The 26,358-nt window shown below is 41.7% G+C and carries 20 protein-coding genes and 9 tRNA genes; 26 read left to right on the forward strand and 3 right to left on the reverse strand.

The window, feature by feature from the left end:
- The first annotated feature begins 86 nt into the window (after nt 1-86).
- The 19 genes from ruvC to QUE86_RS14765 all read left to right on the forward strand — a co-directional run bounded on the left by ruvC (nt 87) and on the right by QUE86_RS14765 (nt 10,603).
- On the forward strand, nt 87-611 hold the full coding sequence (gene ruvC / locus QUE86_RS14675) for a crossover junction endodeoxyribonuclease RuvC (protein WP_054561285.1): 525 nt from the start codon (nt 87-89) through the stop codon (nt 609-611).
- A 1-nt stretch (nt 612) separates the two neighbouring features.
- Nucleotides 613-1,233, forward strand: coding sequence for a Holliday junction branch migration protein RuvA (ruvA, locus tag QUE86_RS14680; protein ID WP_130051709.1), 621 nt, complete (start codon nt 613-615; stop codon nt 1,231-1,233).
- 7 nt (nt 1,234-1,240) lie between these two features.
- Nucleotides 1,241-2,245, forward strand: coding sequence for a Holliday junction branch migration DNA helicase RuvB (ruvB, locus tag QUE86_RS14685; RefSeq protein WP_130051708.1), 1,005 nt, complete (start codon nt 1,241-1,243; stop codon nt 2,243-2,245).
- A 1,009-nt stretch (nt 2,246-3,254) separates the two neighbouring features.
- Nucleotides 3,255-3,959 carry a protein TolQ gene (gene tolQ, locus QUE86_RS14690; RefSeq protein WP_130051707.1) on the forward strand — a complete coding sequence of 235 codons (705 nt, stop codon included), beginning with the start codon at nt 3,255-3,257 and terminating at the stop codon, nt 3,957-3,959.
- Nucleotides 3,946-4,371, forward strand: coding sequence for a protein TolR (tolR, locus tag QUE86_RS14695; RefSeq protein ID WP_130051706.1), 426 nt, complete (start codon nt 3,946-3,948; stop codon nt 4,369-4,371). Before tolQ ends, tolR begins: the two co-directional genes overlap by 14 nt.
- A gap of 1 nt (nt 4,372) precedes the next feature.
- Entirely contained in the window at nt 4,373-5,311 is a 939-nt protein-coding gene (gene tolA, locus QUE86_RS14700) for a cell envelope integrity protein TolA (RefSeq protein ID WP_167658576.1), read from the forward strand.
- Nucleotides 5,312-5,320: 9 nt separating this feature from the next.
- Complete coding sequence (gene tolB, locus QUE86_RS14705) at nt 5,321-6,679, forward strand: Tol-Pal system beta propeller repeat protein TolB (protein WP_130051704.1); 1,359 nt, start codon at nt 5,321-5,323, stop codon at nt 6,677-6,679.
- A 34-nt stretch (nt 6,680-6,713) separates the two neighbouring features.
- On the forward strand, nt 6,714-7,253 hold the full coding sequence (pal, locus tag QUE86_RS14710; protein WP_130051703.1) for a peptidoglycan-associated lipoprotein Pal: 540 nt from the start codon (nt 6,714-6,716) through the stop codon (nt 7,251-7,253).
- A gap of 12 nt (nt 7,254-7,265) precedes the next feature.
- Entirely contained in the window at nt 7,266-8,027 is a 762-nt protein-coding gene (gene ybgF, locus QUE86_RS14715; protein ID WP_130051702.1) for a tol-pal system protein YbgF, read from the forward strand.
- Nucleotides 8,028-8,195: 168 nt separating this feature from the next.
- Nucleotides 8,196-8,271 (forward strand) — tRNA-Lys (locus QUE86_RS14720).
- Nucleotides 8,272-8,333: 62 nt separating this feature from the next.
- A tRNA-Lys gene (locus QUE86_RS14725) sits at nt 8,334-8,409 on the forward strand.
- 55 nt (nt 8,410-8,464) lie between these two features.
- Nucleotides 8,465-8,540 (forward strand) — tRNA-Lys (locus tag QUE86_RS14730).
- Between the two features lie 56 nt (nt 8,541-8,596).
- Nucleotides 8,597-8,672 (forward strand) — tRNA-Lys (locus QUE86_RS14735).
- A 57-nt stretch (nt 8,673-8,729) separates the two neighbouring features.
- Nucleotides 8,730-8,805 (forward strand) — tRNA-Lys (locus QUE86_RS14740).
- A 58-nt stretch (nt 8,806-8,863) separates the two neighbouring features.
- Nucleotides 8,864-8,939 (forward strand) — tRNA-Lys (locus tag QUE86_RS14745).
- A 51-nt stretch (nt 8,940-8,990) separates the two neighbouring features.
- Nucleotides 8,991-9,066 (forward strand) — tRNA-Lys (locus QUE86_RS14750).
- Nucleotides 9,067-9,119: 53 nt separating this feature from the next.
- Nucleotides 9,120-9,195: transfer RNA gene (locus QUE86_RS14755), tRNA-Lys, on the forward strand.
- Nucleotides 9,196-9,324: 129 nt separating this feature from the next.
- On the forward strand, nt 9,325-10,365 hold the full coding sequence (gene nadA / locus QUE86_RS14760; RefSeq protein WP_286258111.1) for a quinolinate synthase NadA: 1,041 nt from the start codon (nt 9,325-9,327) through the stop codon (nt 10,363-10,365).
- A gap of 150 nt (nt 10,366-10,515) precedes the next feature.
- Nucleotides 10,516-10,603, forward strand: a tRNA-Ser gene (locus QUE86_RS14765).
- A 10-nt stretch (nt 10,604-10,613) separates the two neighbouring features.
- Here the strand turns inward: QUE86_RS14765 and QUE86_RS14770 are convergent.
- Nucleotides 10,614-11,138, reverse strand: coding sequence for a carboxymuconolactone decarboxylase family protein (locus QUE86_RS14770; protein WP_130051700.1), 525 nt, complete (start codon nt 11,136-11,138; stop codon nt 10,614-10,616).
- 229 nt (nt 11,139-11,367) lie between these two features.
- Here QUE86_RS14770 and QUE86_RS14775 point away from each other — a divergent pair, with 229 nt between their 5' ends.
- On the forward strand, nt 11,368-12,252 hold the full coding sequence (locus QUE86_RS14775; RefSeq protein WP_286258114.1) for an AraC family transcriptional regulator: 885 nt from the start codon (nt 11,368-11,370) through the stop codon (nt 12,250-12,252).
- A 27-nt stretch (nt 12,253-12,279) separates the two neighbouring features.
- On the opposite strand, the gene QUE86_RS14780 is transcribed toward QUE86_RS14775, so the two are convergent.
- Together QUE86_RS14780 and QUE86_RS14785 are read right to left on the reverse strand one after the other, a co-directional pair.
- Nucleotides 12,280-12,678 carry a DUF2750 domain-containing protein gene (locus QUE86_RS14780; RefSeq protein ID WP_286258116.1) on the reverse strand — a complete coding sequence of 133 codons (399 nt, stop codon included), beginning with the start codon at nt 12,676-12,678 and terminating at the stop codon, nt 12,280-12,282.
- 85 nt (nt 12,679-12,763) lie between these two features.
- Nucleotides 12,764-13,345 carry a TetR/AcrR family transcriptional regulator gene (locus QUE86_RS14785; protein WP_286258118.1) on the reverse strand — a complete coding sequence of 194 codons (582 nt, stop codon included), beginning with the start codon at nt 13,343-13,345 and terminating at the stop codon, nt 12,764-12,766.
- Between the two features lie 120 nt (nt 13,346-13,465).
- Here QUE86_RS14785 and QUE86_RS14790 point away from each other — a divergent pair, with 120 nt between their 5' ends.
- The 6 genes from QUE86_RS14790 to recB all read left to right on the forward strand — a co-directional run bounded on the left by QUE86_RS14790 (nt 13,466) and on the right by recB (nt 26,346).
- On the forward strand, nt 13,466-14,509 hold the full coding sequence (locus QUE86_RS14790) for an alkene reductase (RefSeq protein WP_286258119.1): 1,044 nt from the start codon (nt 13,466-13,468) through the stop codon (nt 14,507-14,509).
- A 210-nt stretch (nt 14,510-14,719) separates the two neighbouring features.
- On the forward strand, nt 14,720-17,077 hold the full coding sequence (locus tag QUE86_RS14795) for a TonB-dependent receptor domain-containing protein (RefSeq protein WP_286258121.1): 2,358 nt from the start codon (nt 14,720-14,722) through the stop codon (nt 17,075-17,077).
- A 57-nt stretch (nt 17,078-17,134) separates the two neighbouring features.
- Nucleotides 17,135-18,262, forward strand: coding sequence for an alkaline phosphatase family protein (locus QUE86_RS14800; protein WP_286258123.1), 1,128 nt, complete (start codon nt 17,135-17,137; stop codon nt 18,260-18,262).
- Entirely contained in the window at nt 18,259-19,320 is a 1,062-nt protein-coding gene (locus QUE86_RS14805) for an alkaline phosphatase D family protein (RefSeq protein ID WP_434784466.1), read from the forward strand. Before QUE86_RS14800 ends, QUE86_RS14805 begins: the two co-directional genes overlap by 4 nt.
- A gap of 140 nt (nt 19,321-19,460) precedes the next feature.
- On the forward strand, nt 19,461-22,784 hold the full coding sequence (gene recC, locus QUE86_RS14810; RefSeq protein WP_286258125.1) for an exodeoxyribonuclease V subunit gamma: 3,324 nt from the start codon (nt 19,461-19,463) through the stop codon (nt 22,782-22,784).
- Complete coding sequence (gene recB / locus QUE86_RS14815) at nt 22,771-26,346, forward strand: exodeoxyribonuclease V subunit beta (protein ID WP_286258127.1); 3,576 nt, start codon at nt 22,771-22,773, stop codon at nt 26,344-26,346. Before recC ends, recB begins: the two co-directional genes overlap by 14 nt.
- The last annotated feature ends 12 nt before the right edge of the window (nt 26,347-26,358 follow it).

Genomic DNA, 26,358 nt, shown 5'->3' on the forward strand with positions numbered 1-26,358 from the left:
TATGAATTGCAATTGGTTACTGGTAATTTATACAGTGCTCTGGCATTATTAACACAGATAATAATGATAATAGATGGGTCAGTTAGTTGGCGATTATTTTAGGGATTGATCCTGGTTCACGATTAACAGGGTACGGCGTGATTGCTCACCAAGGTGCTAAGTTCACTTATTTAGGAAGTGGTTGCATAAAATTGGCAGATCACGATTTTCCTGTTCGTTTAAAAATGATTTACCAAGGGATCAGTCAATTGGTAGAGCAATTCTCCCCAGACAGCTTTGCTATCGAAAAAGTGTTTATGGCACATAACCCTGATTCGGCACTAAAACTTGGTCAAGCTCGTGGCGCTGCCATTGTTGGCGCTTCAATGGCTGAGCTGCCAGTTTATGAATATTCAGCAAGGCAAATCAAGCAAGCTGTTGTGGGTAATGGCGGAGCCGATAAGTCTCAAGTACAACATATGGTAAAGAATATTTTAAAGCTGCCAGGCACTCCTCAAGCCGATGCCGCTGACGCTCTAGCAATTGCTATATGTCATGCACACTCAGAACAAAATTTAATTAAACTTGCGGGCAGTGCGAGCAAAACCGTAAGAGGACGATTAAGGAAGTAATATGATTGGTCGATTAAATGGCTTACTTGTTGAAAAACAGCCGCCAGAAATTCTTATTGAAGTAAGTGGTGTAGGCTACGAAGTACAAATGCCTATGACCTGCTTTTATGATTTACCCGCAGTAGGTGAGCAAGCGATTATTTATACCCATTTTGTGGTACGTGAAGATGCCCAGCTATTATTTGGTTTTAACAATAAAACAGAGCGCGCTTTATTTAGAGAGCTATTAAAGGCTAATGGCGTAGGACCAAAATTAGGACTTGCGATTTTATCGGGTATGTCAGCACAGCAATTTGTAAGTTGTGTAAACAATGAAGATGCAACCACACTGGTTAAACTTCCGGGGGTTGGTAAAAAAACTGCTGAGCGCTTAGTACTCGAAATGAAAGACAGACTGAAAGATTGGGGTAATGACTTATTTACACCATTTAGCGATAATGCCGTCATTGAGCCTGCAAGTGATGATACCCTAGTGGCAAATAATGCTGCCGATGATGCAGTTTCTGCACTTGTGGCGTTAGGTTATAAGCTACCGCAAGCACAAAAAGCGGTGAAAGCAGTGAACAAACCAGATATGACGACAGAGGTTCTAATTAAAGAAGCTCTAAAATCAATGTTGTGAGTAAACCATGATAGAAGCAGATCGCTTAATAGATGCGAGTGAACAAAGTAACGAAGACAGTGTTGATCGTGCCATACGGCCAAAACTGTTAACAGATTACACTGGCCAGCCGCATGTTAAGCAACAAATGGAAATATTTATCGAGGCGGCTCGCCATCGTGGCGAAGCCCTGGATCACCTATTAATATTTGGTCCACCGGGTCTTGGTAAAACCACACTTGCAAACATTGTTGCCAACGAGCTTAACGTTAATATTAAAACAACGTCAGGGCCAGTACTCGAAAAAGCTGGCGATTTAGCTGCTCTTTTAACTAACCTTGAAGAAGGTGACGTACTGTTTATTGACGAAATTCACCGCTTGAGCCCGCAGGTCGAAGAGATTTTGTATCCAGCAATGGAAGACTATCAGCTGGATATTATGATCGGTGAGGGCCCAGCCGCACGTTCAATTAAACTTGATTTACCGCCATTTACTTTAATAGGTGCGACAACCCGTGCAGGTTCACTCACCTCACCACTGAGAGACCGTTTTGGCATAGTGCAGCGTTTAGAATTTTATTCGGTTGAAGATTTATCAAAAATAGTTGCTCGTTCAGCAAGATTTTTAGATTTAACTATGTGCAATGAAGGAGCCACAGAAATAGCCAAGCGCTCACGTGGCACACCGCGAATAGCGAACCGTTTGTTACGCCGTGTTCGTGATTACACGCAAGTTAAATCTGACGGTAAAGTTAACGCATCGGTTGCAGAGCAAGCCCTCGATATGATTGATGTCGATAAAAGCGGTTTTGACTACATGGATAGAAAATACCTATTAGCTATTATCGAAAAATTTATGGGCGGCCCAGTTGGCCTTGATAACCTTGCAGCTGCAATAGGCGAAGAAAAAGAAACGATAGAAGATGTAATAGAACCGTTTTTAATTCAACAAGGCTTTATACAACGTACCCCGCGCGGACGACTTGTATCAGACATCGCTTACTTGCACTTTGGACTAACCCCAGATAAATAACAAAACTCAGGTTAGTTACAAAAGCTTTAAGTTATAAGTATTAAGCAGCTCGAGAGGGCTGCTTTTTAATAGAGATAAGTTGACTTTTTAAATGGCAATATAGATTTTACCGCATACCGCATACCGCATACCGCATACCGCATACCGCATACCGCATACCGCATACCGCATACCGCATACCGCATACCGCATACCGCATACCGCATACCGCATACCGCATACCGGCAAGAGTCATCTAACACCTGTAATTCACATGCTGTTAAGTTTTTGATAGGTATTCTCGTTGACGTTTGCGCAGGCAAAAAAAAGCCCGCATAAGGATGCGGGCAAACAACAAGTTGAAGGAAGTAATTCAGGGAACTACGGTCTACTAAAAGAAGGTTTTATCCTGATTTCAGTAAACCTAGAGCAATACGAAACTTCATATTGCTAAAAACGGAGCTTAATGAAAGAAACTTTCATGAGGTTGCTAGCTCGGTATAGGTAAATAATACGCAATGATGGATTTTTCTTCAAACTAGAAAAATTTAATTTTCAGATTAAAAAAACTAATGTGAGCAAAAAATTCTATTGTTTTCTTTTTGTTCGCTTTGTGGTTATTTTCTCTTTAACTGCATGAATAGAGTGGTTTTTATAAAATTCATATTCTGTATTCAGGATTAGTTTAAGTATTCTGTAGTAGATTTGCAAAAGTACTTTTGGGTGTTTATGCGTAATTTATGAATAAACGTCGTGTTTTCGATTGTTTTGGTTGCTTTTAAGCGTCACTCTAGTGACTTATTATTAAGGTAAAAATATGCATAAAAGTATTTGTAAAATTCAATCTGGCTAAAAAATAACTAAGCAAATTGCTTTTTACCGTTATTTGCCGCTAATTCACAGCAAGAGCGTTGTCAGTTCATAATTGACTAGATACACTAGTTGTAACTTTTGGCCATGTTTGTGGTCAATAAATACAAGTGTAAAAAATATAACAAATTACATAGAAATCTATTTTTAGGAGTTTAACGTGGGATCAGGGCTTAACTTTTTAGATCTTATTCTAGAAGCCAGTGTACTTGTCCAGCTAGTAATGTTGGCATTAGTCGGCATGTCGGTAATGTCATGGGCAATTATTTTTCAACGTAAAAAAGCGATTTCTGATGCACTTAATGGCGCTAAGCGCTTTGAGCAAAAGTTTTGGTCAGGAATAGACTTAAGTAAATTATATAATGAAGTTTCAGCTCGTCCTGGTGGCGCATCAGGTGTTGAAGCATTATTCGTTGCCGGTTTTAAGGAGTTTGCACGACATAAGAAAAATTCACCGCAAAGTGCAAGCATCGTAATGGAAGGCACACATCGTTCAATGCGTGTTGCGTTGTCACGCGAAGTTGAAAAACTAGAATCAAGTTTATCGTTTTTAGCGACAGTGGGTTCAATTAGTCCTTATATCGGCCTTTTTGGTACGGTGTGGGGTATCATGAACGCATTCATTGCATTAGGTGAAGTTAAGCAAGCAACTTTACAAATGGTTGCGCCGGGTATCGCCGAAGCACTTATCGCAACAGCGATGGGTTTATTCGCAGCAATCCCTGCAGTTATTGCGTACAACCGTTTTGCAAATAAAGTAGAAAAGCTTGAAGGTAATTACATTAACTTCATGGAAGAGTTCGCCAATATTTTACACCGCCAAGCAGCTGCGCAAATAGAGGCTAAAGCGAATGTATCAGCGTAAGAAACGTCGCCCAGTAGGTGAGATAAATGTAGTTCCTTACATTGATGTAATGTTGGTACTACTTATTATATTTATGGCAACTGCACCACTGATTACTCATGGTGTAAAAGTGGACTTGCCGAAAATGGAAGAATCGGATCTTGTAGATACCAAAGATACACCACCTATCATTGCATCAATTGATGCTGAAGGTAAGTACTATGTAAGTATCGGCACTGATCCAGAAGCTCCTATGGAAGCAATTGATGTAGCTGCTGTTATAAAATTACAACTTCAGAAAAACCCCGATACTCCGGTTATGATAAAAGGTTCTGGTCGTGTTTCTTATCAAGAAGTGTTGCTGTTAATGGACTTTTTGAAAAATGCCGGTGTGCCTTCTGTGGGTCTTATGACTGAGTCATTTGAGGGTTAGTATGCGTGAATCAGTAATAAAGTCGCTTCTATTGCACCTTGGTATTATTGTTTTCTTAGTCGTATCAGCGAACTTTCATATGCCAGCTCCTAAGGTAATGGAAGTGACATTGAATCCGGCTATGCCTGAACCAGAAAAAGCGGTTTCTGCAGTAACGGTTGATCAACAAAAGGTTGAGCAGAAAATTGCTGAACTTAAAAAGCAAGAAGAAGCAAAAAAACAAGCCGAAGCAAAGCGAATTCGAGATCTTGAACGTCGTGCAAATGACGCACGTAAGCAACGCGAAGCTGAAGACCGTCGTCTTAAAAAGTTAGAGCAACAACGCCGAGCGAAAGAGAAAGAAAAAGCAGAAGCTGAAGCACAAGCGAAGAAAGCACGTGAAATACAAGAGAAAGAACGTGCCAAAGCTAAGCAAGCTGAAAAGCAAAAGCAAGAAGCTGAAGCCGCAGCAAAAGCCGCAGCTGAAAAACGTAAAGCTGAAGAAGAGGCGTTAAAGAAAGCGGAAGCAGAGCGCAAGCGTAAAGCTGCTGAAGCTGAAGCTGAGCGTAAACGTAAAGAAGCTGAAGCAGAGCGTAAACGTCAGCAGGCATTGCAAGAACAAATGCTGCAAGAGCAGTTAGCTGCTGAGCAGGCTGCACGAAATAAAATACGTCAGCAACAAGTCTTGAGTGAAGTTGATAAATATAAAGCGTTAATTATGGCGCGTATTCAACAAACTTTACTTATTGATGAAAAAATGAAGAATAAGCAATGTCGCGTTAATATTCGCCTTGGTTTTAACGGGTTAGTAACTCAAGTAAAATCACTTGGTGGTGATAAATTAGTGTGTGAAGCTGCTCTTCGTGCTGTCCGTATGGCCGATACACTACCAGTTTCGCCTGATAAAGATGTTTTCGAGCAACTGAAAAATATTAACTTAACAATTAAGCCAGAATTCTAAAGGAATGATATGTTCAACCAGATAAAAACAGCATGTTTTATTGTATTACTGGGCTTTCATGGCATTGCCAGTGCTGCACTAGAAATTGTTATCACTGAAGGTATTGATGGAGCACGCCCAATAGCGGTTGTTCCATTTAAATACCAGGGCGTTGGTCCCATCCCTGAAAAATTGAGCACCGTTATTGCAGCTGATTTGATGCGTAGTGGTAAATTTAAACCTATTGATGTGACAAATATGCCTCAATTACCCGGCAAAGATGCTGATGTAGATTATGGTGCATGGGTCAATCAAGGTGTTGAAGCGGTACTTGTTGGTCAAGTTGAGCAACAACCGGGTGGACGTTACTTAGTAAAATATGAGCTTATCGATGTGATCCGTGGTCAAATTACAGGCGGCGAAACGCAAATGATGAGTAATGGTCAATTAGTGAAGAGCCAAGACCATGTATTAGATGCTCGTGAGAGTGTTATATCTGAAACAGGGTTTCGCCGTTATGCGCACCGTATTAGCGATGTAGTTTACGAAGCGCTTACGGGTGAAAAAGGTGCGTTTTTAACAAAAATTGCTTACGTTATTGTACGTGATAATGAACCGAAGCCTTATCAACTCGTTGTTGCTGACTATGATGGCTACAATGAGCAAGTATTGCTTCGTTCTAAAGAGCCACTTATGTCCCCAGCTTGGTCACCAGATGGTACTAAGCTTGCGTATGTAACCTTTGAAAATCGTCAAAGCCAAATTTACATTCAAGATTTGTATACGGGCAAACGTGAGTTAATCACAAGCCATCCAGGTATTAATGGTGCACCACAGTTTTCACCTGATGGAAAAAAACTATTATTAGTACTTTCAAAAGACCGTAACGGTGCAACAGAAGTCTATGTTTTAGACCTTGCAACTCGCAAAGAAAAGCGTTTAACAAATCATCGTAGTATCGATACAGAGCCTTCTTGGTACCCAAATGGGCAAGATATCGTGTTTACGTCTGAAAGGGGTGGTAATGCCCAGATTTATAAGTTAAATTTGCAAACTGGTAGAGCAAAACGTATGACGTTTGATGGTGATATGAATTTAGCAGGTTCGATTTCACCAGACGGAAAAGAATTAGTGATGGTGAATCGTACTAACGGTCAATACCATCTTGCTAAAAAAGAGCTAGCTACAGGTGCGTTTCAAGTATTAACAAGAACTCGCCTAGATGAATCGCCGAGTATCGCTCCAAACGGTTCGATGATTATCTACAGCACGCTTCATAATAATAAACAGGTGTTGGCGTTAGTGTCTATGGACGGTCGCTTTAAAGCTCGCTTACCTGTGCTAGATGGACAAGTTAAGGCGCCAGCTTGGTCGCCTTATTTACAGTAATTTTACTGGTTTACTCAATATAGGAATCAATTCAATGCAACTTAATAAAACTTTAAAAGGCCTGCTTATTGCTGTGCCAGTGATGACATTAGCGGCGTGTAGCTCTTCTTCAGGTGTTGATGAGGGTGCTGCAAACCAATCTAACCAAGGTATGGTTGAGCAATCAAACACTGATACTGTTGAAGTTGCAACGCTTACTCCAGAGCAACAAGCTGAAGAAGCACTTCGTGAAAAGTACGAAGCGTTACGTCAAGAGCAAATCATCTACTTTGGTTTTGATAACGCAAAAATCCAAAGCAAATACGCGGAGCTTTTACAAGCACACGCAGAATTCTTAGTACAAAACCCATCAGTTAAAGTACTAATCGAAGGTCACGCTGATGAGCGCGGTACGCCTGAGTACAACATCGCACTTGGTGAGCATCGTGGTCAAGCAGTAGAAAAATACCTACAAAGCTTAGGTGTTTCTGCTAGCCAAATGTCAGTAGTGAGCTATGGTGAAGAGAAGCCAATGGTTAAGTCTCGCACTGAAGAAGCGTTCGCGAAGAATCGTCGCGCAGTATTAGTTTACTAATAAAGAGTCATTATGAAGCCGAAAATTATTTTGGCAGCAATGATCTTAAGCGGGAGCACCCAGTTATGGGCTGCTCCCGCTCCTGTTTCAGAAGCTGCAAGCTCGCAATCGAGCATTGAAAAGCGTTTAATCGCATTAGAAAACATGATGAAGTCACGTAATTTATTGCAAGCTGAGCTTCAGCAACAGCTCAATATCTTACAAGACGAAGTGAGCCAAGTTCGTGGTATTACTGAAGAGCAAAGTTACAAGCTTGAAAAAGTACTTCAGCGTCAGCGTGAGCTTTATCAAGAGATTGAAAACCGAGTCAGCCAAGCTTATAGCCAGCCCGCTGCCGCACAAACTCAACCTACTAACTCTTATACGGATGTAGGTGCATCACAGGCAATTAGTTCAGATTTATCTGAAAATGAAGCCTATGAGCGTGCAGTGGCGTTAATAATGAAAGATAAACGTTATGAGCAAGCAATTCCGGAGTTCCAAACATTCTTAACTACTTACCCTAATTCAGTATATGCATCTAATGCACATTATTGGTTAGGTCAGCTATTAACAATTCAAAACGATCAAGCAGGTGCGACTGAGCATTTCAAAGTAGTTGTGAATGAATACCCTAATTCTAATAAACGCCCAGATGCGATGTTAAAGTTAGGAAACTTATTAGCGGAGCAAGGTTTAGGCGAACAAGCCCTTAAAACCTTTAATGATTTAATTAATCAGTACCCAAGTACCACCGCTGCAAAATTAGCCACAGAACGTCTGTCGCAAATGTAGTTTTGACCTGATTAGACTGCTTTTTGACATAAGCGGTCTAAAATTAGGCAACTAGACATAAAAACTTAAAAAAAGAGATATTTTCTGTTGCACTCAGCATTTAAATAAGTATTATAAGCGCCCGCAGCAGGCGATTGGTAACAACAGCCGAAATGCGGAAAAAAGAGCGGGTCATTAGCTCAGTTGGTAGAGCAGTGGACTTTTAATCCATTGGTCGATGGTTCAAGTCCATCATGACCCACCATTCTTTCAGAATGGTAATCTTTAATCGACGGATTTACGTATAGCTTTTAAAAGCATTAGAGCGGGTCATTAGCTCAGTTGGTAGAGCAGTGGACTTTTAATCCATTGGTCGATGGTTCAAGTCCATCATGACCCACCATTCTTTGAATGGTTTTCTATCGGCGGATTTACGTAGCTTTTATAAGCATCAGAGCGGGTCATTAGCTCAGTTGGTAGAGCAGTGGACTTTTAATCCATTGGTCGATGGTTCAAGTCCATCATGACCCACCATTCTTTGAATGGCTTTATATCGGCGGATTTACGTAGCTTTTTATAAGCGTCAGAGCGGGTCATTAGCTCAGTTGGTAGAGCAGTGGACTTTTAATCCATTGGTCGATGGTTCAAGTCCATCATGACCCACCATTCTTTTTGAATGGTCTCATATCGGCGGATTTACGCAGCTTTTATAAGCATCAGAGCGGGTCATTAGCTCAGTTGGTAGAGCAGTGGACTTTTAATCCATTGGTCGATGGTTCAAGTCCATCATGACCCACCATTCTTTTTGAATGGTCTTATATCGGCGGATTTACGCAGCTTTTTATAAGCAACAGAGCGGGTCATTAGCTCAGTTGGTAGAGCAGTGGACTTTTAATCCATTGGTCGATGGTTCAAGTCCATCATGACCCACCATTCTTCGAATGGTTCTATATCGGCGGATCTACGCACCTTAATATCCAGAGCGGGTCATTAGCTCAGTTGGTAGAGCAGTGGACTTTTAATCCATTGGTCGATGGTTCAAGTCCATCATGACCCACCATTCTTTTTGAATGGTCTCAAATCGGCGGATTTACGCATCTTAATATCCAGAGCGGGTCATTAGCTCAGTTGGTAGAGCAGTGGACTTTTAATCCATTGGTCGATGGTTCAAGTCCATCATGACCCACCATTCCTGATTTATCTTTTCTTTCTAAGTTATCCTTTATTTATCTTAACAGCACACAGCAAGACTGTTCTTTAGCTTAAGATTCTCGTATAATTCGCGCCATGAATGCACTGTGGACTAAGTGGTCGAGAAATGAGTCTAGCTGAACAAATTATGCCTGAAGATTATATCTTCCCTCCAAAGCCAGCTCCGTTATCAAAAGACGAGCAAGCTGAGTATAAGGCACGTATCAAACAATTATTAAAAGACAAGAACGCGGTTCTTGTTGCCCATTATTACACTGATCCTGAAATTCAAGCACTAGCTGAAGAAACAGGCGGTTGTGTTGCCGACTCGCTAGAAATGGCGCGTTTTGGCGCTAAGCACGACGCAGATGTAATTGTGGTAGCCGGTGTTCGCTTTATGGGCGAAACAGCAAAAATCCTAACGCCAAATAAAACAGTTGTTATGCCAACGCTTGCTGCAACTTGTTCATTAGACGTAGGTTGCCCAATTGAAGAATTCTCAGCGTTTTGTGATCAGCACCCTGATCGCAAGGTAGTAGTGTATGCAAATACATCAACAGCTGTGAAAGCCCGTGCAGATTGGATTGTTACTTCTTCATGTGCTCTAGAAATCGTTGAGTACCTTGATGAGCAAGGCGAAAAAATCATTTGGGGTCCAGATAAACACTTAGGTTCTTACATTCAAAAGAACACAGGTGCAGACATGATCATGTGGAATGGCGCCTGTATCGTTCATGACGAGTTTAAAACCAAAGCACTTAAGGATATGAAAGCCTTACACCCAGATGCGGCTGTATTGGTTCACCCAGAGTCTCCTGCGGAGATTGTAGCCTTAGCTGATGCGGTTGGCTCAACAAGCCAACTAATCAAAGCAGCGCAAACTATGGACAACAAAAAGTTCATCGTAGCGACTGACCGAGGCATTTTCTACAAAATGCAGCAGTTATGCCCAGAGAAAGAGTTCTTTGAAGCACCAACAGCCGGTGAAGGCGCAACCTGTAAAAGCTGTGCACATTGCCCGTGGATGGCAATGAACGGCTTAAAAGCGATTGAAGAAGCACTGACAGACCCTGAGGGTAAAGAAGTATTTGTAGATATGGATTTACGCGAAGGCGCATTAAAGTCGCTTAACCGTATGTTAGATTTCTCAGCAACGCTTCAACGTTAAGAGCGAATCGTCTATATATACAAAAGGCAAGGTCTATACCTTGCCTTTTTTGTTTGATTACTAATCACTTAACCACCGTATTTTAAAAAGCCCTTGCGTCTATAGGGTTGTTTTCATACTATAACGCCGCGCTAAACTATAAGCGCCTTAGGTGACGTGTCCGAGTGGCTGAAGGAGCACGCCTGGAAAGTGTGTATACGGCAACGTATCGAGAGTTCGAATCTCTCCGTCACCGCCATTTCTTAAATTTACCCCACCATAGCAAAGTGCTTTTCGAGATTACACTTGGCCCGCATGGCTATATTGCTGCTGACCTTTCTGGCAAGCTCTATCACTAATAATTCAAGTTGCGCACGGCTATAGCCTAGTAATACGCAGCGTTTAAGTTGCTCGCTAACTAAGCTGCTGGCATCCTCTAACGCAAATAATGCGCCTAAAGAGGCAAGCTCACATACCCTGTTGTTTTGCTGGTCTAAACCAAACGGAAGCTGGCCAAATGTGAGCGCTGTTTTTAGTTGTTGCTCTGTGCGTTTGATTACCAATGCATTTGAACCTTGAATATCATCAACTGATTTTAAAACCTCTAGTGCCATTAACGATTTTGGCACCCCAGAATACACACTAATATGCGGTAAAATATCACATAACACTTGCATTGATACGCCATCATTAAGTGCGTGCTGACATGCTCGTTTTAACAAAGGCTTGTCATGAACGGTGACCAAAGCAGCGATCGCGACAAACACAAATAAATCTGTGTTGTTTAAGTTCATAATTTCTCTTTTGATTTTAGGTATTGAATATATTGAGGTTTTGCAGTAGAAGCTGATTGCAAAGAGCATGCAATCGAAAATTTGAAAATACATTATGGTTGATCACGGCGGTTTCTGCTTGCCATAAATGATTTAATTTTTGCCTAAAACAACGAACTGTTACCTTAAATGGTCCTAACCTTAATTTACGGTGATACACTTAATTGAGTATATTTAAGAGGTAATCTAAATGCGTCAGGCATTAATTGAAACAGTGAAAGCGATAGCGATAGAAGATGGTAGTTTTGAAACATCTATTCCAGAGTTATTAGTGTTCAGACGAAGCGAAGTTTCATTACCGATGGCCTGCGTGTATGAATTAGGACTTGGTATTAGTTTGCAAGGTGCAAAACGAGTTGTGCTAGGTGAGCATAGTTATGATTACACTGACGGCCAATCATTGGTAACATCAGTCGATGTGCCTGTTGCGTCGCATATTACTCGTGCCAGTAAAGAGCAGCCGTTTTATGGCCTTTATTTACGCTTAGATGTTCATGAAATCAGCCACATCGTTGCTGAAATGGAATTTACAGGGCAAGACAAGTTCCCTAAACACCAAGCAATGTCTGTGGTTGACACAGATAATGGCTTGCTTGATGCACTTCATCGGCTTCTCAATCTAGACAATGAACCTCAATTAAAAGCTAATCTTGCGCCACTCATTAAAAAAGAAATTGTATTGCGATTGTTAAATAGTCCTCATAGTCCGTATTTAAGGCAGATTGTGATGTCTGGCTCTGCGCATCAGAAAATCGCGAAAACATTGTGCTGGTTAAAAGAAAACTTTACTCGTCAATTTTCAATAGATGATTTGGCTCGTGATGCACACATGAGTCCTTCGACATTTAGGTTGCACTTTCGTGATGTGGTAAAGATGAGCCCGTTGCAATACGTAAAAAACTTGCGGTTGCAAGCGGCAAGGCAATTAATGTTGAATGAACGAATTGATGTTGGTTCTGCAGCACTAAAAGTAGGCTATGAAAGTCCATCTCAATTTAGTCGTGAGTACACGCGCTTTTTTGGTAAACCCCCCATAAAAGATATTTCGGCTATACGACAGCACCAAACAGCATAAAAAAAGAGAGCACATGGCTCTCTTAGTTTAAAAACGTCTTTTTGGCATTCTTAGTTGTGAGTCAAATTCATCGGGGAATAAAATCGTGCCGTCATCTTGCTCGGTCGGAAACACAGCAATCAATAAATCATCTTGTTCGAGTCCCGAAGTCCAGCGACTTAACCAGTCTTTGACTGGAATGGCTTTTGGCGTACAGTCTTGCCACTCACCGGTTGCCCAGCTTTGCGCGAATTCGCGACTAGGCCATACAGGCACGCAGTCATCGTCTTCATTTGAGAGCATCACACAGCCATGCTCATCATTGAGGATCCACACTTGTTTAAACTCTTGAACCGTTTCAAACATATAAGCGAGTCGATTCTTAGCGCCTAAGGCGAGTACAGCATCAAATTCAGTTTCAACACGTTTGGCAGTTGCATTATTCATGACAGGCTCACTCTTTTAGTTATACACAGCTACACCTTAATCATAAGGTGATAAATTAATATGACAAGTAAAGTTATTAGCTAAATTAATTTACTAATGCAGCAAATAGATCGTCTGCAAGTAGTTGCAGAGATTTTGGGTCTTGATTTGTCAGTGCATAGGTACGAATACCGTATATGCCCATGACTAAAAAGCGTGCCAGTTGCTGAGCTGACTTGCTACTTGCAAATTCGTTATTATCAAGGGCTTTTTGAATTTGCTGTGCGAGGGCATGCTCGTATGCGTTTAAATTACCACGTAGCACATTGCAAATTTGCGGGTCGTTGCCTTCAACCTCAGAAATACTCTTTGTAAGTAAGCACACCTTGGCAACTTCACCTTCAATACATTCATCAACAATCACAGTCAGGTAATGTTTGAGGGTTGATAACACTGACTGTTGATCATTAAAAAGTGCCGTAAATTGTTGGTTTCTATCTTTTTGATACTGCTCGGTGGCAGCCAAGAACAAACCTTTTTTATTGCCATAAGCGGCATATATAGAGCCTGGATGAAGATGAGTCACTTCCTTTAATTTTTGCATACTGGTCTTTGCATAGCCAAATTGCATGAACGCATGCATAGCTTGGCGAAGTACAAATTCAGTATCAAATTCAGCAGTTCTCATTAATGCTCCTATTATTTACAATTGAAGTTTACGTAATCTTGAACGATTATTCAAAATAAACCTTGAAGTTAGTTTATATCGCCCTTATCTTGAATGTATGTTCAAGATAAGGATAGAACCATGAAAACCGATTTACTTTCTTCGTTTAAGTTAAATGACAGTATCGAATTACAAAACCGCGTACTAATGGCACCGCTTACTCGCTGTATGAGTGACGATAACCTAGTGCCAACCCAAGCGATGGCTGATTACTATGCGCGCCGTGCCGATGCCGGTTTAATTATTAGTGAAGCAACCATTATTCGCCCAGATGCCCAAGGTTACCCAAACACACCGGGCCTATTTACCAGTGAGCAAATTCAAGGTTGGAAAAAGGTCACGGATGCTGTGCACGCTAAAGGTGGCAAAATGTTTGCTCAACTTTGGCATGTAGGGCGAGTGGCTCACCCACATTTCTTTGGAGGTGATGTACTGGCACCATCTGCAATCGGCGTTGAAGGGTCGGTACCAAGAATGCGTGAGCTGACTTACGTTACACCAAAAGCTGCCACTATTGAAGACATCCAAGGTTTAATTGCTGATTACGCAAAAGCGGCCGAAAACGCCATTGAAGCGGGTTTTGACGGCGTTGAAATTCATGGTGCAAATGGTTACTTGATTGATCAATTCTTACATTATGCTGCAAACCAACGTGAAGACCAATATGGTCAAACACCAGAAAACATGTCACGTTTTGCCCTAGAGGTCGTCGATGCAGTGATTGCAGCAATTGGTGCAGATAAAACAGCATTACGCTTATCGCCTGGTGCGTATTTTAATATGACTGAAAGCGAAGGTGATAAAGCTGTATTTGATTATTTATTATCAGCGCTGGAAACACGTAAACTTGCTTACTTACATGCTGGAATTTTTGATGACAGCATGCGCTTTGAAAGCTTAGACAATAAAACAACGTCTGAATATATGCGCGGTGCATACAAAGGTACTTTAGTCGGTGTAGGGAGCTATACCTTTGAGTCAGCTAATCAAGCTATCGATAACAACCAATTTGACTTAATTGCGATTGGTCGTCCATTCATTGCGAATCCGGATTACATCAGCAAAGTTAAAAGTGGTGAGCAATTAACACCATACAGTGAAGAAATGCTGGCTGAATTGATTTAAAACACCTAATAACATTATCCAACCAAAAAGCGTCCTGTTAGTTTAATTGGGCGCTTTTCTAATACTTTCTTATTTATTAATCAGTTAAGTCTTAAATCTGCCATCTAAATGCATTAATTTTTTAATTATTGTGTCAAAAATTTTGACCCTAAATGTCATACGCGCTCTGCATACTGTGCCCGCTTACAAATACGTAACCTTGGAAAAACAATGAGCACAGTAACTAAAAAAACAAAGCTAAGCCTTTTAATAGCAACGCTTTTAGCAACATCAGCAAATGCAAACACGAATAACGAAATTGAAGAAATTACGGTGGTTGCAAAGCCAACCAGTTATGCCAATAACGTCATTGAACCTGCCATGCTTGAGCAACAAAGTTCAGTATCAAGTGTGTTAGCCGTAATTGATAACCTACCGGGTATTAGCATCAACGAAGGTGATGCATTTGGTGGTGACGATTGGTCAACCACTATTACTATGCGTGGTTTTAGTATTGATGGTAATCAACAGCAATTAGGTATGACCATTGATGGTATTCCTAATGGTGGTTCTAACTATGGTGGCGGTGCAAAAGCAAACCGTTATCTAGATAGTGAAAATTTAGCAACTGTTGAGGTAGGGCAAGGTACTTCTGATATTGCCTCTGCATCACTAGAAGCGCTAGGCGGTACTTTTAATTTTGTGAGTGCACAACCGAGTACAGAGCAAAGCACCACGTTTGCTTACACTACAGGCGATCACAATGCTAGCCGCTACTTTGTTAAACATGAAACCGGCACGGTGTTCGATAACACGCAAGCCTATATCAGCTACTCGCAAACAGATACTAGCCGTTGGATTGGTGATGGCAGCAATGGCGGTAAGGACAATCAGCACATTGAGGCTAAATTTGTATCGGACTTTAGCGACCTGACAATAACAGGTCGTGTTTCGTATGATGATGTTCACGAAATTAACTATAACAGCATCAGCATTAGCGAATTTGAACAAAACCCTGATTGGGATCGTTTAACGTGGAATTGGACCGGCGTGCCTCATTTTGATCAAATGTTTGCTGAGGGCTGGGGTACATTACGCGAAAATACCCTTGCTTATGTAAAGTTTGATTACGCGTTAAGTGCCACTTCAAACTTAAGCATATCGCCTTATTACCATAAAAACTCGGGTCGTGGTGACTGGATTCCGCCTTATTTAACGTCACCTGTTAATGGTGATGGTAACCCAACATCAATTGGTGGTGAAAATGCTGGCAGCTACGGCTTTACCGACAGCGATGGCAACCCACTTGCACCTGCTGCAGGTTGTACGGCAAGTTTAGAATGGCCATGGTCTTCAGGCCCAGGCTTAAACCCGGCCTGTTACCCTGATGATGCCATTCCGGTTATGTCTTATCGTCATACACACTACAAAAAAGACCGCTTAGGTATGACTGGCGAGTACCAAGTAACTCTTGGCAATCATGACATTGAAGCCGGCTTTTGGTTTGAACAAACAGATCGTGATGAATCACGAGATTGGCATAAAGTGATTGATGCCCGTATCTATCATCATTTTGATCATACGCCATATTGGACTCAGTACAAAAACACCTTCGAAACGGATACTTTTAAATGGTATGTGCAAGACTCAATCAGTTTAGGTGATTTCACACTTAATTTAGGTGCTAAACAGTACCTTGTTGAGCTTCAGCGTTATAACCATTTTGAAGATGAATACTCAGATAAAATCGACAGTGATTCAGACGTACTGTTTAGCGGTGGTGTGTTGTATCAGCTATCAGCAAGCACAGAGCTATTTAGCAGCTACAGCGAAAACTTTGCGGCAATTAAAGATGGTGTACTTGAACGTGATTCATCGACACTGACCGAGATTGAACCTGAAACAGCTGAAAACATCGACCTAGGTGTACGTTACAGTGATGACCGTTTACGCTTAACAGCAACAGCTTATAGCATTGAGTTTGATAACCGTATTACCTTTATTGCCCCGGGCAGTGATACAGATGGTATTGATTACACCATTGGCACGAACGGTTCTTACATCAATGTAGGTGGTATTGAGTCAACGGGTGTTGAGCTATCAGCAAGTTATATGCTGACTGACAAATGGAACCTTTACACATCTTATACGTACAATAACTCTGAGTATCAATCGAACGATCCAAGTGCTTACAACAGTGATAGTGAGTTACTTGAGGAAGCATCTGCAAGCTTCAAAGCGGGTGATGAAGTCATTGACTCGGCACAAGATTTATTTGTGGTATCGGCAGACTATTACAGTGGTGATTTCCGCTTTGGTTTATCGGCTAAATACACAGGTGAGCGTTTAGGTGCATGGACTGATGAGCAAACCCGTTCGCGAAACAAGGTTGATGGCTACACCTTGGTTGATTTAAACATTGGTTATAACACTAGCCTTGATTCAGGTGTGTTCAAATCACTCGACCTTGCATTTGTGGTGAATAACCTGTTTGATAAATCATACCTAGCAGGTGGCACAGGTAATGGTTCAACCTACTTTATTGGTGCACCACGTACTGCGGCTTTAACACTTACAGCGCAGTTTTAAATAATAAGCTAACGTTTTAAACAGCCCATCTTTGGTGGGCTTTTTTGCAGGTGAAATATGAAAAAATTAATTTTAGCCACAGCAGTGGTTGCAGCATCACTATTAAGCTTAAGCAGTAAAGCTGCTGACAATGTTGTGCTTGTAACTCTTGATGGGCTTCGCTGGCAAGAAGTGTTCTCTGGGGCAGATAAAAATTTAATTAATAACAGTGATTTTGTAGAAGATACAGATGAACTAAAGGCGCTTTTTTGGCGAAATGACCAAGCACAGCGAACTAAAGCGTTAATGCCATTTTTTAGTGACACATTGGCAAAGCAGGGCGTTTTGATTGGCGATAGAACTCAAGGTTCATTGATGTCGGTAAGTAACCCATGGTACTTCTCATACCCAGGTTACAGTGAAATTTTAACCGGCATTGTAGATGAAAATATCGATAGTAACGATAAAGTTTCTAACCCGAATAAAACCATTTTAGAGAGTTTAAATACTCAGCCTGAATTTAAAGGTAAAACCGCACTTTTTGGCAGCTGGGATGTGTTTCCTTACATTGTAAACCGCGAGCGAAGTGAGGTTTTTGTTAATGCTGGCTTTGAATCCTTTGATGCGGTGAAATCAGAGGAGGTTAGTTTACTAAACCAAATGCAAAGCGAAATTCCGAGTCCTTGGCACAATGTTCGCCTCGACAGCTTTACCTACCGATTTGCCAAACAATATTTATTAAATAAACAGCCGCGTTTGCTTGTTATTAGCTTGGGGGAAACCGATGACTTTGCCCATAACGGTAAATACGATGCCTATCTAAAATCAGCTAAGCAAAGTGATGCGTTTATTCGTGACCTTTGGCAAACAATACAACAAACGCCCGGCTATAAAGACAATACCACATTGATTATTACTACCGATCATGGCCGTGGCAGCCATGCTGATGATTGGCAACATCATAGTTCGAAGCGTGCTTTGGCACGTTCAGAGCAAGGTAAGCAACGTTTTCCAAACGGCATTGTTGGCTCTGAGCATATTTGGCTAGCGGCAATTGGCCCAGATATAAAAGTAACTGGCTTAATTAAGCCAAACAATGAGCTCAAACAAGCGCAAGTGGCTGCAACTGTACTGAGCATTTTAGGCGTCAACAGTCAGCAAGTTAACCCGAAAATGGCAGCGCCGATTAAGGAGATCTTAAAATGAGTTTTACACTTAGCTTTTTTAGAAGCGCCTTATCAGGGTTAATGCTGGTTAGTAGTGTGAGTGCGATTGCCGCGCCAAGTAAAATTTTGTTTGGCTCGTGTGGTCATCAAGACAAGCAAATTCCAATTTTTGATGCTATTAACAAAGAGCAAGCCGATCTATTTATGTTCCTTGGCGATAATATTTATGGTGATACCGAAGATATGTCGGTGCTTGCAGATAAATATCAACGCTTAGGGCAAAAGCCGGGCTTTAAAACATTACGTGCGAATACGCCAATAATTGCCATGTGGGATGACCATGATTATGGCGAAAATGACGCTGGCAGCGAATATCCAAAAAAACAGCAGTCACGTAAAATTATGCTCGACTTTTGGCAAGAGCCAGCGGATTCAGCTCGTAGAACTCGTGAAGATGGCATTTACACCTCGTACACTTACGGCGAAGGTGAGCAAACTGTAAAAGTCATCATGCCTGACTTACGTTTTAATCGCGCGCCTTTAAATCATGTATCGGCGAAGACCTATCAACTTGAACGAAAACCCGCAAAGCAAGGGCCTTATAGCCCAACAACCGATAAAAATGCCTCTATGCTAGGTGAAAGCCAATGGCAATGGCTCGAACAAGAGCTCAAGTCTGATGAAAAGATAAAAATCATTGCATCAAGCTTACAGCTATTGGCTGATTTTACAGGCTGGGAGTCATGGGCTAATTATCCTGCTGATCGTGAGCGCTTATTTGCGCTTATCAAAAAGCATAAAGTAAACGGTGTGATTATTGTCAGTGGTGATACCCACTGGGGTGAGCTGTCAAAGTACCAACAAAACCTTGACTACCCATTGTACGAGATGACCAGCTCAGGACTTACAGAAAAGTGGAAAGATGTTAGCCCTAATAAACACCGTGTAGGTGCTTATACTCATGAGGTTAACTACGGCGATTTAACAATTGATTGGCAAAAAGCAGACCCTACCATTCGCATTGCGCTTAAAGGTATCAAGGGTGATGAGATAATGCACACCGAGTTCGCGTTATCGACGATAAGCCCATACCAGTAAATATTGCCTCCAGCGCATACCCGCATCTAATACCCGCAAACATGGATTAAGCCCTGTTTGCGGGTATTTCTCTCTATCCCATCTAATTAAAATATCTTACACTGTGTCAATTAGTTAGTTTCAAGCAAGGACAGTGTAAAGTGCTGAATATAATTCAATCAAATCGCATGGAAGCACTGCAAGCGCGGTTTCACGCTCTTCTTAAAGTTAATCCATTAACGAGCCCCTTTAAAAAAGAAATTGTGCTTGTGCAGTCACCGGGTATGTCGCAGTGGCTAAAAATAGGCTTAAGTGAACACTTAGGGATTGCTGCTCAGGTTGATTTTCCGCTACCTTCAAGTTTTATTTGGCAGCTTTATCAGCAATTGTTGCCCGATGTACCAAGTGAATCACCGTATAACAAAGCTAATCTTGCTTGGAAGCTGTTTGCGATTTTACCAAACTGCATTGATGAGCCGCTGTATTTACCGCTGAAAACCTATTTAGATGGTGATAGCGAAGGGCAAAAAACCTTTGCCTTGTGCGAGAAAATTGCCGACGTTTATGACCAATATTTAATGTATCGCCCCAATTGGATTGCCACTTGGGAGCAGGGCATCGATGAGCTTGGTGATGTTGATGTGGGCATTGCGCCATGGCAGCCAGATCTCTGGCGTAAGCTGGTGGCGCACAGTAAAGAACTTGGGCAAAGCCAATATCACCGCGCCAACATGCAAGACAAACTCCTTGCAGCCCTTGAAAAAATGGACGCAAGCCTATTACCTGAGCGCATTAGTTTATTTGGTATTTCTGCAATTGCGAGTAGCCAGCTTGAAGTGTTTCAGGCCATTGCGAAAAAAACGCAGGTATTTTTGTTTTTCTTTAACCCTAGTGAACATTACTGGGGCGATACACTCGATGAAAAAACAGCAGCCAAAATTACCGCTAAATATGCTAAACGCCCGCAGTTACAAGCACTTGAAGACAGTGCGAAAAACCCTGATCACGAGTACTTTTTTATCGGTAACCCGTTACTCTCATCGTGGGGTAAATTAGGCCGAGACTATTTTGAGCAGTTACTGCAATTAGATGCGCAGTGGCTTGACGGATTCGATAACGATTTTGATGACAGTTTGTTATCACAAATTCAGTCTGAGATTTACCAATTAGCCTTTAAGGGTGAGTCACTAACGCCAGATAAAGAATGGTTCATCAATGACGAAGGCAAACTGCCAATTCAGTCAGATGATACCAGCATTGTGCTTAGCGATTGTCACACGCCACTTCGTGAAGTAGAACGACTACACGATTACTTGCTTAATTTATTTAATGAAAATAAAGAGTTAACACCGAAAGATATTATTGTAATGATGCCAGATGTTGGCACATACAGCCCGTACATTGAAGCGGTGTTTGGTGGTGCAGAGGGGCGACGCTTTATTCCTTATGCGTTAGCTGATTTAGCTATAGAACAAGAAAAGCCCGTGTTGAGCTCGTTTGCAAGTTTAGCCGATTTACCTTACTCACGCTTTGGTGTGTCTGACATTCTTGATTTACTGCAAGTCACGCAAATTGCCGAGAAATTTAATCTCGAACCGCATGAATATGAGCAAATTGGTTTTTGGCTTGAACGTGTTGGCGTAAAATGGGGCTTAGATGCAGCTCACAAAGACAGTTTTGGCTTACCTGCGATTGATTTAAATACCTGGCAACACGGTTTAAACCGCTTGCTATTGGGTGTTGCACAACGTGATGAACAGTTGCCTTTCTCGGGCATTTACAGTGCCGATGAAGTGGAAGGCATGGCACTAAACACGCTGAATAAACTGATTGAATTTATTGACGTACTGGCACGTTATAAAACCAAGCTACAAGCTGATGCACCACTCAATGAAAAAGCAGACATTCTAAAAGAGTTATTAGGTGAAGTATACAGTGATGAAGGAGAGCAAAGCTGGGATTTATTAGTCCTACAAAAAGTACTTGATACGCTGATCAAGCATTATGAAAATGGCGATTATCAACAAAACGTTTCGCAGCGCATTGTTAGTTACCTTGTTAAACAAGGTATTCAAGAAAAAGGCGTAGGGCAGCGCTTTTTAGTGGGACAAGTTAACTTTTGTACCTTGATGCCAATGCGGGCTGTGCCATTTAAAGTAGTGTGTATGCTGGGTTTAAATGATGCCGATTATCCGCGAACAGTTCAGCCAATTGGTTTTGACTTAGTACCTTACTCAAAACGCCAAAAAGGGGACCGTTCTCGTAAACTCGACGACCGTTACCTGTTTTTAGAAGCGATTTTAAGTGCTCGTGAGAATCTATACATCAGTTATATTGGTCGCTCATGCTTTGATAACCAACCAAGAATGCCGTCAACCTTAGTGAGCGAATTGCTAGAATACATAGCACGTAGTTTTGAATTTGCAGATCAAGAAACAGACTTAAAGCTTCCTGAGGCGCTGATTAATTATCAGCACTTACAGCCATTCAACCCAGCCTATTATCTGACAGAGAAAAGTGATGATAAGCAAAAAGCAGACAAACCATTAGCAACACAATTACATAGCTATAATCCTGTTTGGATGCCAACTCAAAGTGTCAATCCTGAGCCTCAGCAAGCGCTTAATGTTCAGCCAGAAAGTAGCGTCGAGTTAAGTCAGTTTATTCGCAGTATTTGCCAGCCTCACGAGAGCTTTTATCAGCAAAGCTTGGGCTTACGCTTGCCGCAATTTAACGATATTGCTAAAGATGAAGAGCCGTTTAGCTTAGACGCGTTACGTCGCTACTTTTATCTAGACGAAATTCTCGAAGCCAGTATTCAAGAAATGCCTCTAAACCAAGCGCAAATTATGCAGCGTGGTGAATTACCGCAAGCACACGTTGGTGACTTAGTGTTCGAAAGTATGCAGCACCGAGTCGATGCTCTTGCAGGGCAAGTAAAAGCGCATATTCAAGGTGATGAAGCATTACCCGTTGAAGTAAATATTAAAATTGCCAACACCAGATTAGAAGGTTGGTTAAATCATATATATGGTCAAAAACAGGTGTTTTATCGCACCGCCAGTATTAAAGCAAAAGATGTTATTAGGGGCTTTGTGCATCATTTAGCGGCGCAAATAATGGGCCAGTCAGTTGAAACCCTCATTCTTGGTTTAGACAAGCAAATTAGTTTTTCACCTTTGTCAGAAGACGATGCCCGCAAGTATTTAAACGATTGGTTCTCGCTCTATGAAACGCTTTTAACTCGCCCAGTGGCGTTTTTCCCAGTCAGTGGCTACGAGTATATAAAATCAGATAAAGATATGGTCAAAGCAAACAATAAATTCGCGCCGCAATACATAGGCATGGGTGAAGGCGAAAACCCGTATATTCGTTTAACCATAAAGAGCCTAAAAGACTGTGAAGAAGAGTTTATTAAATGGAGCGAGCTGCTGTTATCGCCACTAGTTGAATTAGCACAGGAGGCAGATCATGCAAACGCTTAATCCAATGAGTATGGCGCTGTGTGGGCAAAGCCTTATTGAAGCCAGTGCTGGTACGGGTAAAACTTACACCATCACTGGTTTGTATTTACGGTATTTGTTGGGCTTACAAAAAGCGACCGGTGAAGATGAACAATTAAATACGCCGCTGAGTGTTGAGCAAATACTGGTGGTGACCTTCACAGAGGCTGCAACGCAAGAAATTAAAGACCGTGTGCGGGCGCGTATAATCAATGCCAGAGATGCTCTGCTTGGCAAAAAGCCCGATGATGAGTTGATTGAGCAAGTGATTAACGAGGTGACTGATAAACACGCGGCATTTGATTTGTTAGACGCCGCGGCAAAGTCGATGGATGAAGCCGCTATATTCACTATTCATGGATTTTGTCAGCGAATGCTGAAACAACATGCTTTTGAATCAGGTGTGGCGTTTAACTTAGAGTTTATTTTAGATGAGCGTGAGCTTATTCAAGAAACCCTCAATGACTTTTGGCGTGCCTTTGTCTACCCACAATCAAAAGAGCGCACGCAAGCAATTACCGATATTTTCCCAGTGCCTGCATCACTGTATTCACAGGTAGTGAGTTTACTCAACAAGCAAGGGGCAACAATCACCCCTGAGTACGACCTTGACGATATATGGCAAGCGCGCGACAACTTTGTGGCAAAAGTACCGGCATTTAAAAAGGCGTGCCTTGAGAGTGAGTTTATTAATGCAGTAAAAGCATCTGATTTAAGTGGCTCAAAAACCCCAGGTCGAAAAAACAGCCTTGCAGCGCTTGAAGAATACCTAAACAATGATGAGTTGTTTTTTGTATTTGGTACCAGTAAATACTCGTTTGAAGTATGGGGCTCAGAGAGTTTAAACGATCCTGCAAATTACAAGAAAAACGGTAGTTTGCTTAGTCATGCAATGGTGGCTCAGTTTGATGAAATGGCCAAACTGAGTAGCCTTATCAACAACGGATTGAATATTGCGATAGTGCAATATGCTGCTAAATGGGTGGCAAATGCATTAGTTAAACGTAAGCAAGAGCAAGGCGTGATCACCCCTGATGACTTATTAAGTAACTTGCATCAGGCGCTTTTAAGTGAGCAAGGCAAAGCGTTAAGTGAAAAAATTGCCGCCTTGTTTCCGGTTGCCATGATAGACGAATTCCAAGATACCGACCCCGTTCAATATGGCATTTTTAGCCGCATTTATGGCATTAAAAACACCACCCTTGCCATGATAGGCGACCCTAAACAGGCTATTTACGGTTTCCGTGGTGCAGATATTTTTACTTATATAGGCGCAAAACAAGCTGTTTCAGAGGACAAACAATACACCCTCGATACCAACTACCGCTCAAGTGAAGGGGTTGTTGATAGCGTAAACCGCTTATTTGATAAAAATGACAATAGCTTTATTTACAACGACGCAATCCCATTTCAAAAGGTTAATGCAAAAGGAAAACAGCAAGACAAAGCGTTTTTAATAAACGGTGAAATGCCCAGTGCGTTTGAATTTTCGGTTTTTGTTGATGAATACGCAGAAGCGAACAACAAGCCAACTAGCAAAGGGGTGGCTCAACAGGCATTAGCTTTGCAGTATACGAAAAAAATCACTGAGCTACTCAAGCAAGCTGATGCAGGCGATGCGACTATTGCAGGAAAACCACTTACTGCTGCCGATATCTGTGTGTTAGTGCGAGATCGAAACGAAGCACAGCTGATGAAAGCCGCACTTGCAGAAGCTACCATTGCCAGCGTGTATTTGTCGCGTGATAGTGTGTTTAACCAAGAGCTTAGTCACCATTTACTTAACTTTTTAACAGCATTACATGGTCAGTATGATGAGTCGTTACTGCGTGGTGTACTTGCCGGGCCATTGTTTTGCTTAAGCTACAACCGCATTTATGAACTTCACGAAAATGAAAGTGCATGGCAAGAGCATCTAAACTTTTTTGCCCAGCTTGCCCATATTTGGCATAAACAAGGCGCCATGGCGATGCTCGAGCGTTTATTAAGCCATAATCAACTCGCAGCGCGTTGGCAAGGCTTAGGTTACAATGTTGAACGCTGGCTTACCGATTTCCGCCATTTAGGGGAAATTTTACAGCAAAAGCAAATTGAGCTTGAGGGAACCCATAGATTGCTGCGTTGGTTTGCGCAAAAAGTCAGTCAACAAGATGGTGAAGCGGTGCAAGTACGCCTAGAAAGCGATGCTAATTTGGTGAAAATTGTCACCATGCACGCCTCAAAAGGCTTAGAGTACCCGATTGTATTCATGCCGTTTGCCTGTGGTTATCGCGAAAGCAAAGAAGCCCTTTATCATAAAGACGGTAAGTTGATTTATGATCTTGCTAAAAGTGATGATGCAATGCAAAAAGCAGAGCAAGAGCGCTTGGCCGAAGATTTACGATTGCTCTATGTGGCGCTGACTCGTGCCGTGCATTTTTGCTCAGTGGGGATGTATAACATTGCGCAAGGTCGCAGTGCTCGTCCGGGCATTCAAAGTACTAGCATTGGCCACGTATTATTTGCAGGGTTAGATGTTAAATCGGGCGATGAATGGCGAGCATTGTTACAAGAATTTTGTAATGGCTCAGCGCACATGCACTATGAGGTATTTACCCAAGCAGATGAGCTTGAAAAGCTAAGATTAGGCAGTTCTGACAGAGAACAAGTCTATAAAGTAAATACTGTAAAAGCAGAGATCCAGCGTGATTGGCGCTCAACCAGCTTTAGTAGCTTAACGCTGAAAAAGCATACTGACCACATTGAACTTGGGCGCAGTGATGAAGACCACGCAAAAGATGAGTTTTTAGCCCAAAATGCAAATGCTATAACACCTTACAGCTTTCCTAAAGGCGCAAAGCCGGGTAGTTGTTTACATGAAATATTTGAGCAATTGGACTTTACCGACCCTTATGCGTTAAAGCGTCCAGCCACTGAGCAAGACGACCATGCACTTGATAAAGTGATCAAAAAATTATTTGAAAAATACCATATTGATGATAGCTGGCAGGAAATGACAGAGCAGTGGATCCTAGCAGCATTAAACTGCCCATTAAACGATAAAGGGCTTAGTTTATCAGTACTTGAACCTGATACGTGTTTGGTCGAAATGGAATTTAATTTACCGTTGTTATCGCTTTCAAGTGATAAGCTTAATCAAGTGTTGGTGCAACATTTTAAATTACCAGGACAGCTTAATTTTAGTGAGGTGCAAGGCTTACTAAAAGGCTTCATAGATTTAATATTTTGCTGGCAGGGTAAGTATTATATTCTTGATTATAAATCGAACTTTTTAGGTAATAGTGCGGCTGACTACCAACATGAGCAACTAGAGCAAGCTATGACCAGTCATCAGTATCATTTGCAGTATTTAATTTATACCGTGGCACTACACCGTTTATTAAAGCAACGTATTCAAGATTACGATAGCGACACGCATTTAGGCGGTGTTTACTACACCTTCTTACGTGGTATGAGCGAAGGGCAAGGGGTGTACTTTAATCAGCTAACGAAACAGCAAATAACTGAGCTTGATAGCTTATTCGCACAAGGAGCCATGCTATGAGTCAAATGACAT

Origin of the sequence: Pseudoalteromonas apostichopi, assembly GCF_030297135.1 — a bacterium.
GTDB lineage: Bacteria > Pseudomonadota > Gammaproteobacteria > Enterobacterales > Alteromonadaceae > Pseudoalteromonas > Pseudoalteromonas apostichopi.

What these genes read in the sequence shown, in the direction of transcription:
- QUE86_RS14795 (WP_286258121.1), top strand. Translation starts at nt 14,720, where the DNA reads ATGAGCACAGTAACTAAAAAAACAAAGCTAAGCCTTTTAATAGCAACG.
- recB (WP_286258127.1), top strand. Translation starts at nt 22,771, where the DNA reads ATGCAAACGCTTAATCCAATGAGTATGGCGCTGTGTGGGCAAAGCCTT.
- pal (WP_130051703.1), top strand. Translation starts at nt 6,714, where the DNA reads ATGCAACTTAATAAAACTTTAAAAGGCCTGCTTATTGCTGTGCCAGTG.
- ruvB (WP_130051708.1), top strand. Translation starts at nt 1,241, where the DNA reads ATGATAGAAGCAGATCGCTTAATAGATGCGAGTGAACAAAGTAACGAA.
- tolB (WP_130051704.1), top strand. Translation starts at nt 5,321, where the DNA reads ATGTTCAACCAGATAAAAACAGCATGTTTTATTGTATTACTGGGCTTT.
- QUE86_RS14805 (WP_434784466.1), top strand. Translation starts at nt 18,259, where the DNA reads ATGAGTTTTACACTTAGCTTTTTTAGAAGCGCCTTATCAGGGTTAATG.
- tolR (WP_130051706.1), top strand. Translation starts at nt 3,946, where the DNA reads ATGTATCAGCGTAAGAAACGTCGCCCAGTAGGTGAGATAAATGTAGTT.
- QUE86_RS14785 (WP_286258118.1), bottom strand. Translation starts at nt 13,345, where the DNA reads ATGAGAACTGCTGAATTTGATACTGAATTTGTACTTCGCCAAGCTATG.
- QUE86_RS14780 (WP_286258116.1), bottom strand. Translation starts at nt 12,678, where the DNA reads ATGAATAATGCAACTGCCAAACGTGTTGAAACTGAATTTGATGCTGTA.
- QUE86_RS14775 (WP_286258114.1), top strand. Translation starts at nt 11,368, where the DNA reads ATGCGTCAGGCATTAATTGAAACAGTGAAAGCGATAGCGATAGAAGAT.
- ruvA (WP_130051709.1), top strand. Translation starts at nt 613, where the DNA reads ATGATTGGTCGATTAAATGGCTTACTTGTTGAAAAACAGCCGCCAGAA.
- QUE86_RS14770 (WP_130051700.1), bottom strand. Translation starts at nt 11,138, where the DNA reads ATGAACTTAAACAACACAGATTTATTTGTGTTTGTCGCGATCGCTGCT.
- tolA (WP_167658576.1), top strand. Translation starts at nt 4,373, where the DNA reads ATGCGTGAATCAGTAATAAAGTCGCTTCTATTGCACCTTGGTATTATT.
- ybgF (WP_130051702.1), top strand. Translation starts at nt 7,266, where the DNA reads ATGAAGCCGAAAATTATTTTGGCAGCAATGATCTTAAGCGGGAGCACC.
- nadA (WP_286258111.1), top strand. Translation starts at nt 9,325, where the DNA reads ATGAGTCTAGCTGAACAAATTATGCCTGAAGATTATATCTTCCCTCCA.
- QUE86_RS14790 (WP_286258119.1), top strand. Translation starts at nt 13,466, where the DNA reads ATGAAAACCGATTTACTTTCTTCGTTTAAGTTAAATGACAGTATCGAA.
- QUE86_RS14800 (WP_286258123.1), top strand. Translation starts at nt 17,135, where the DNA reads ATGAAAAAATTAATTTTAGCCACAGCAGTGGTTGCAGCATCACTATTA.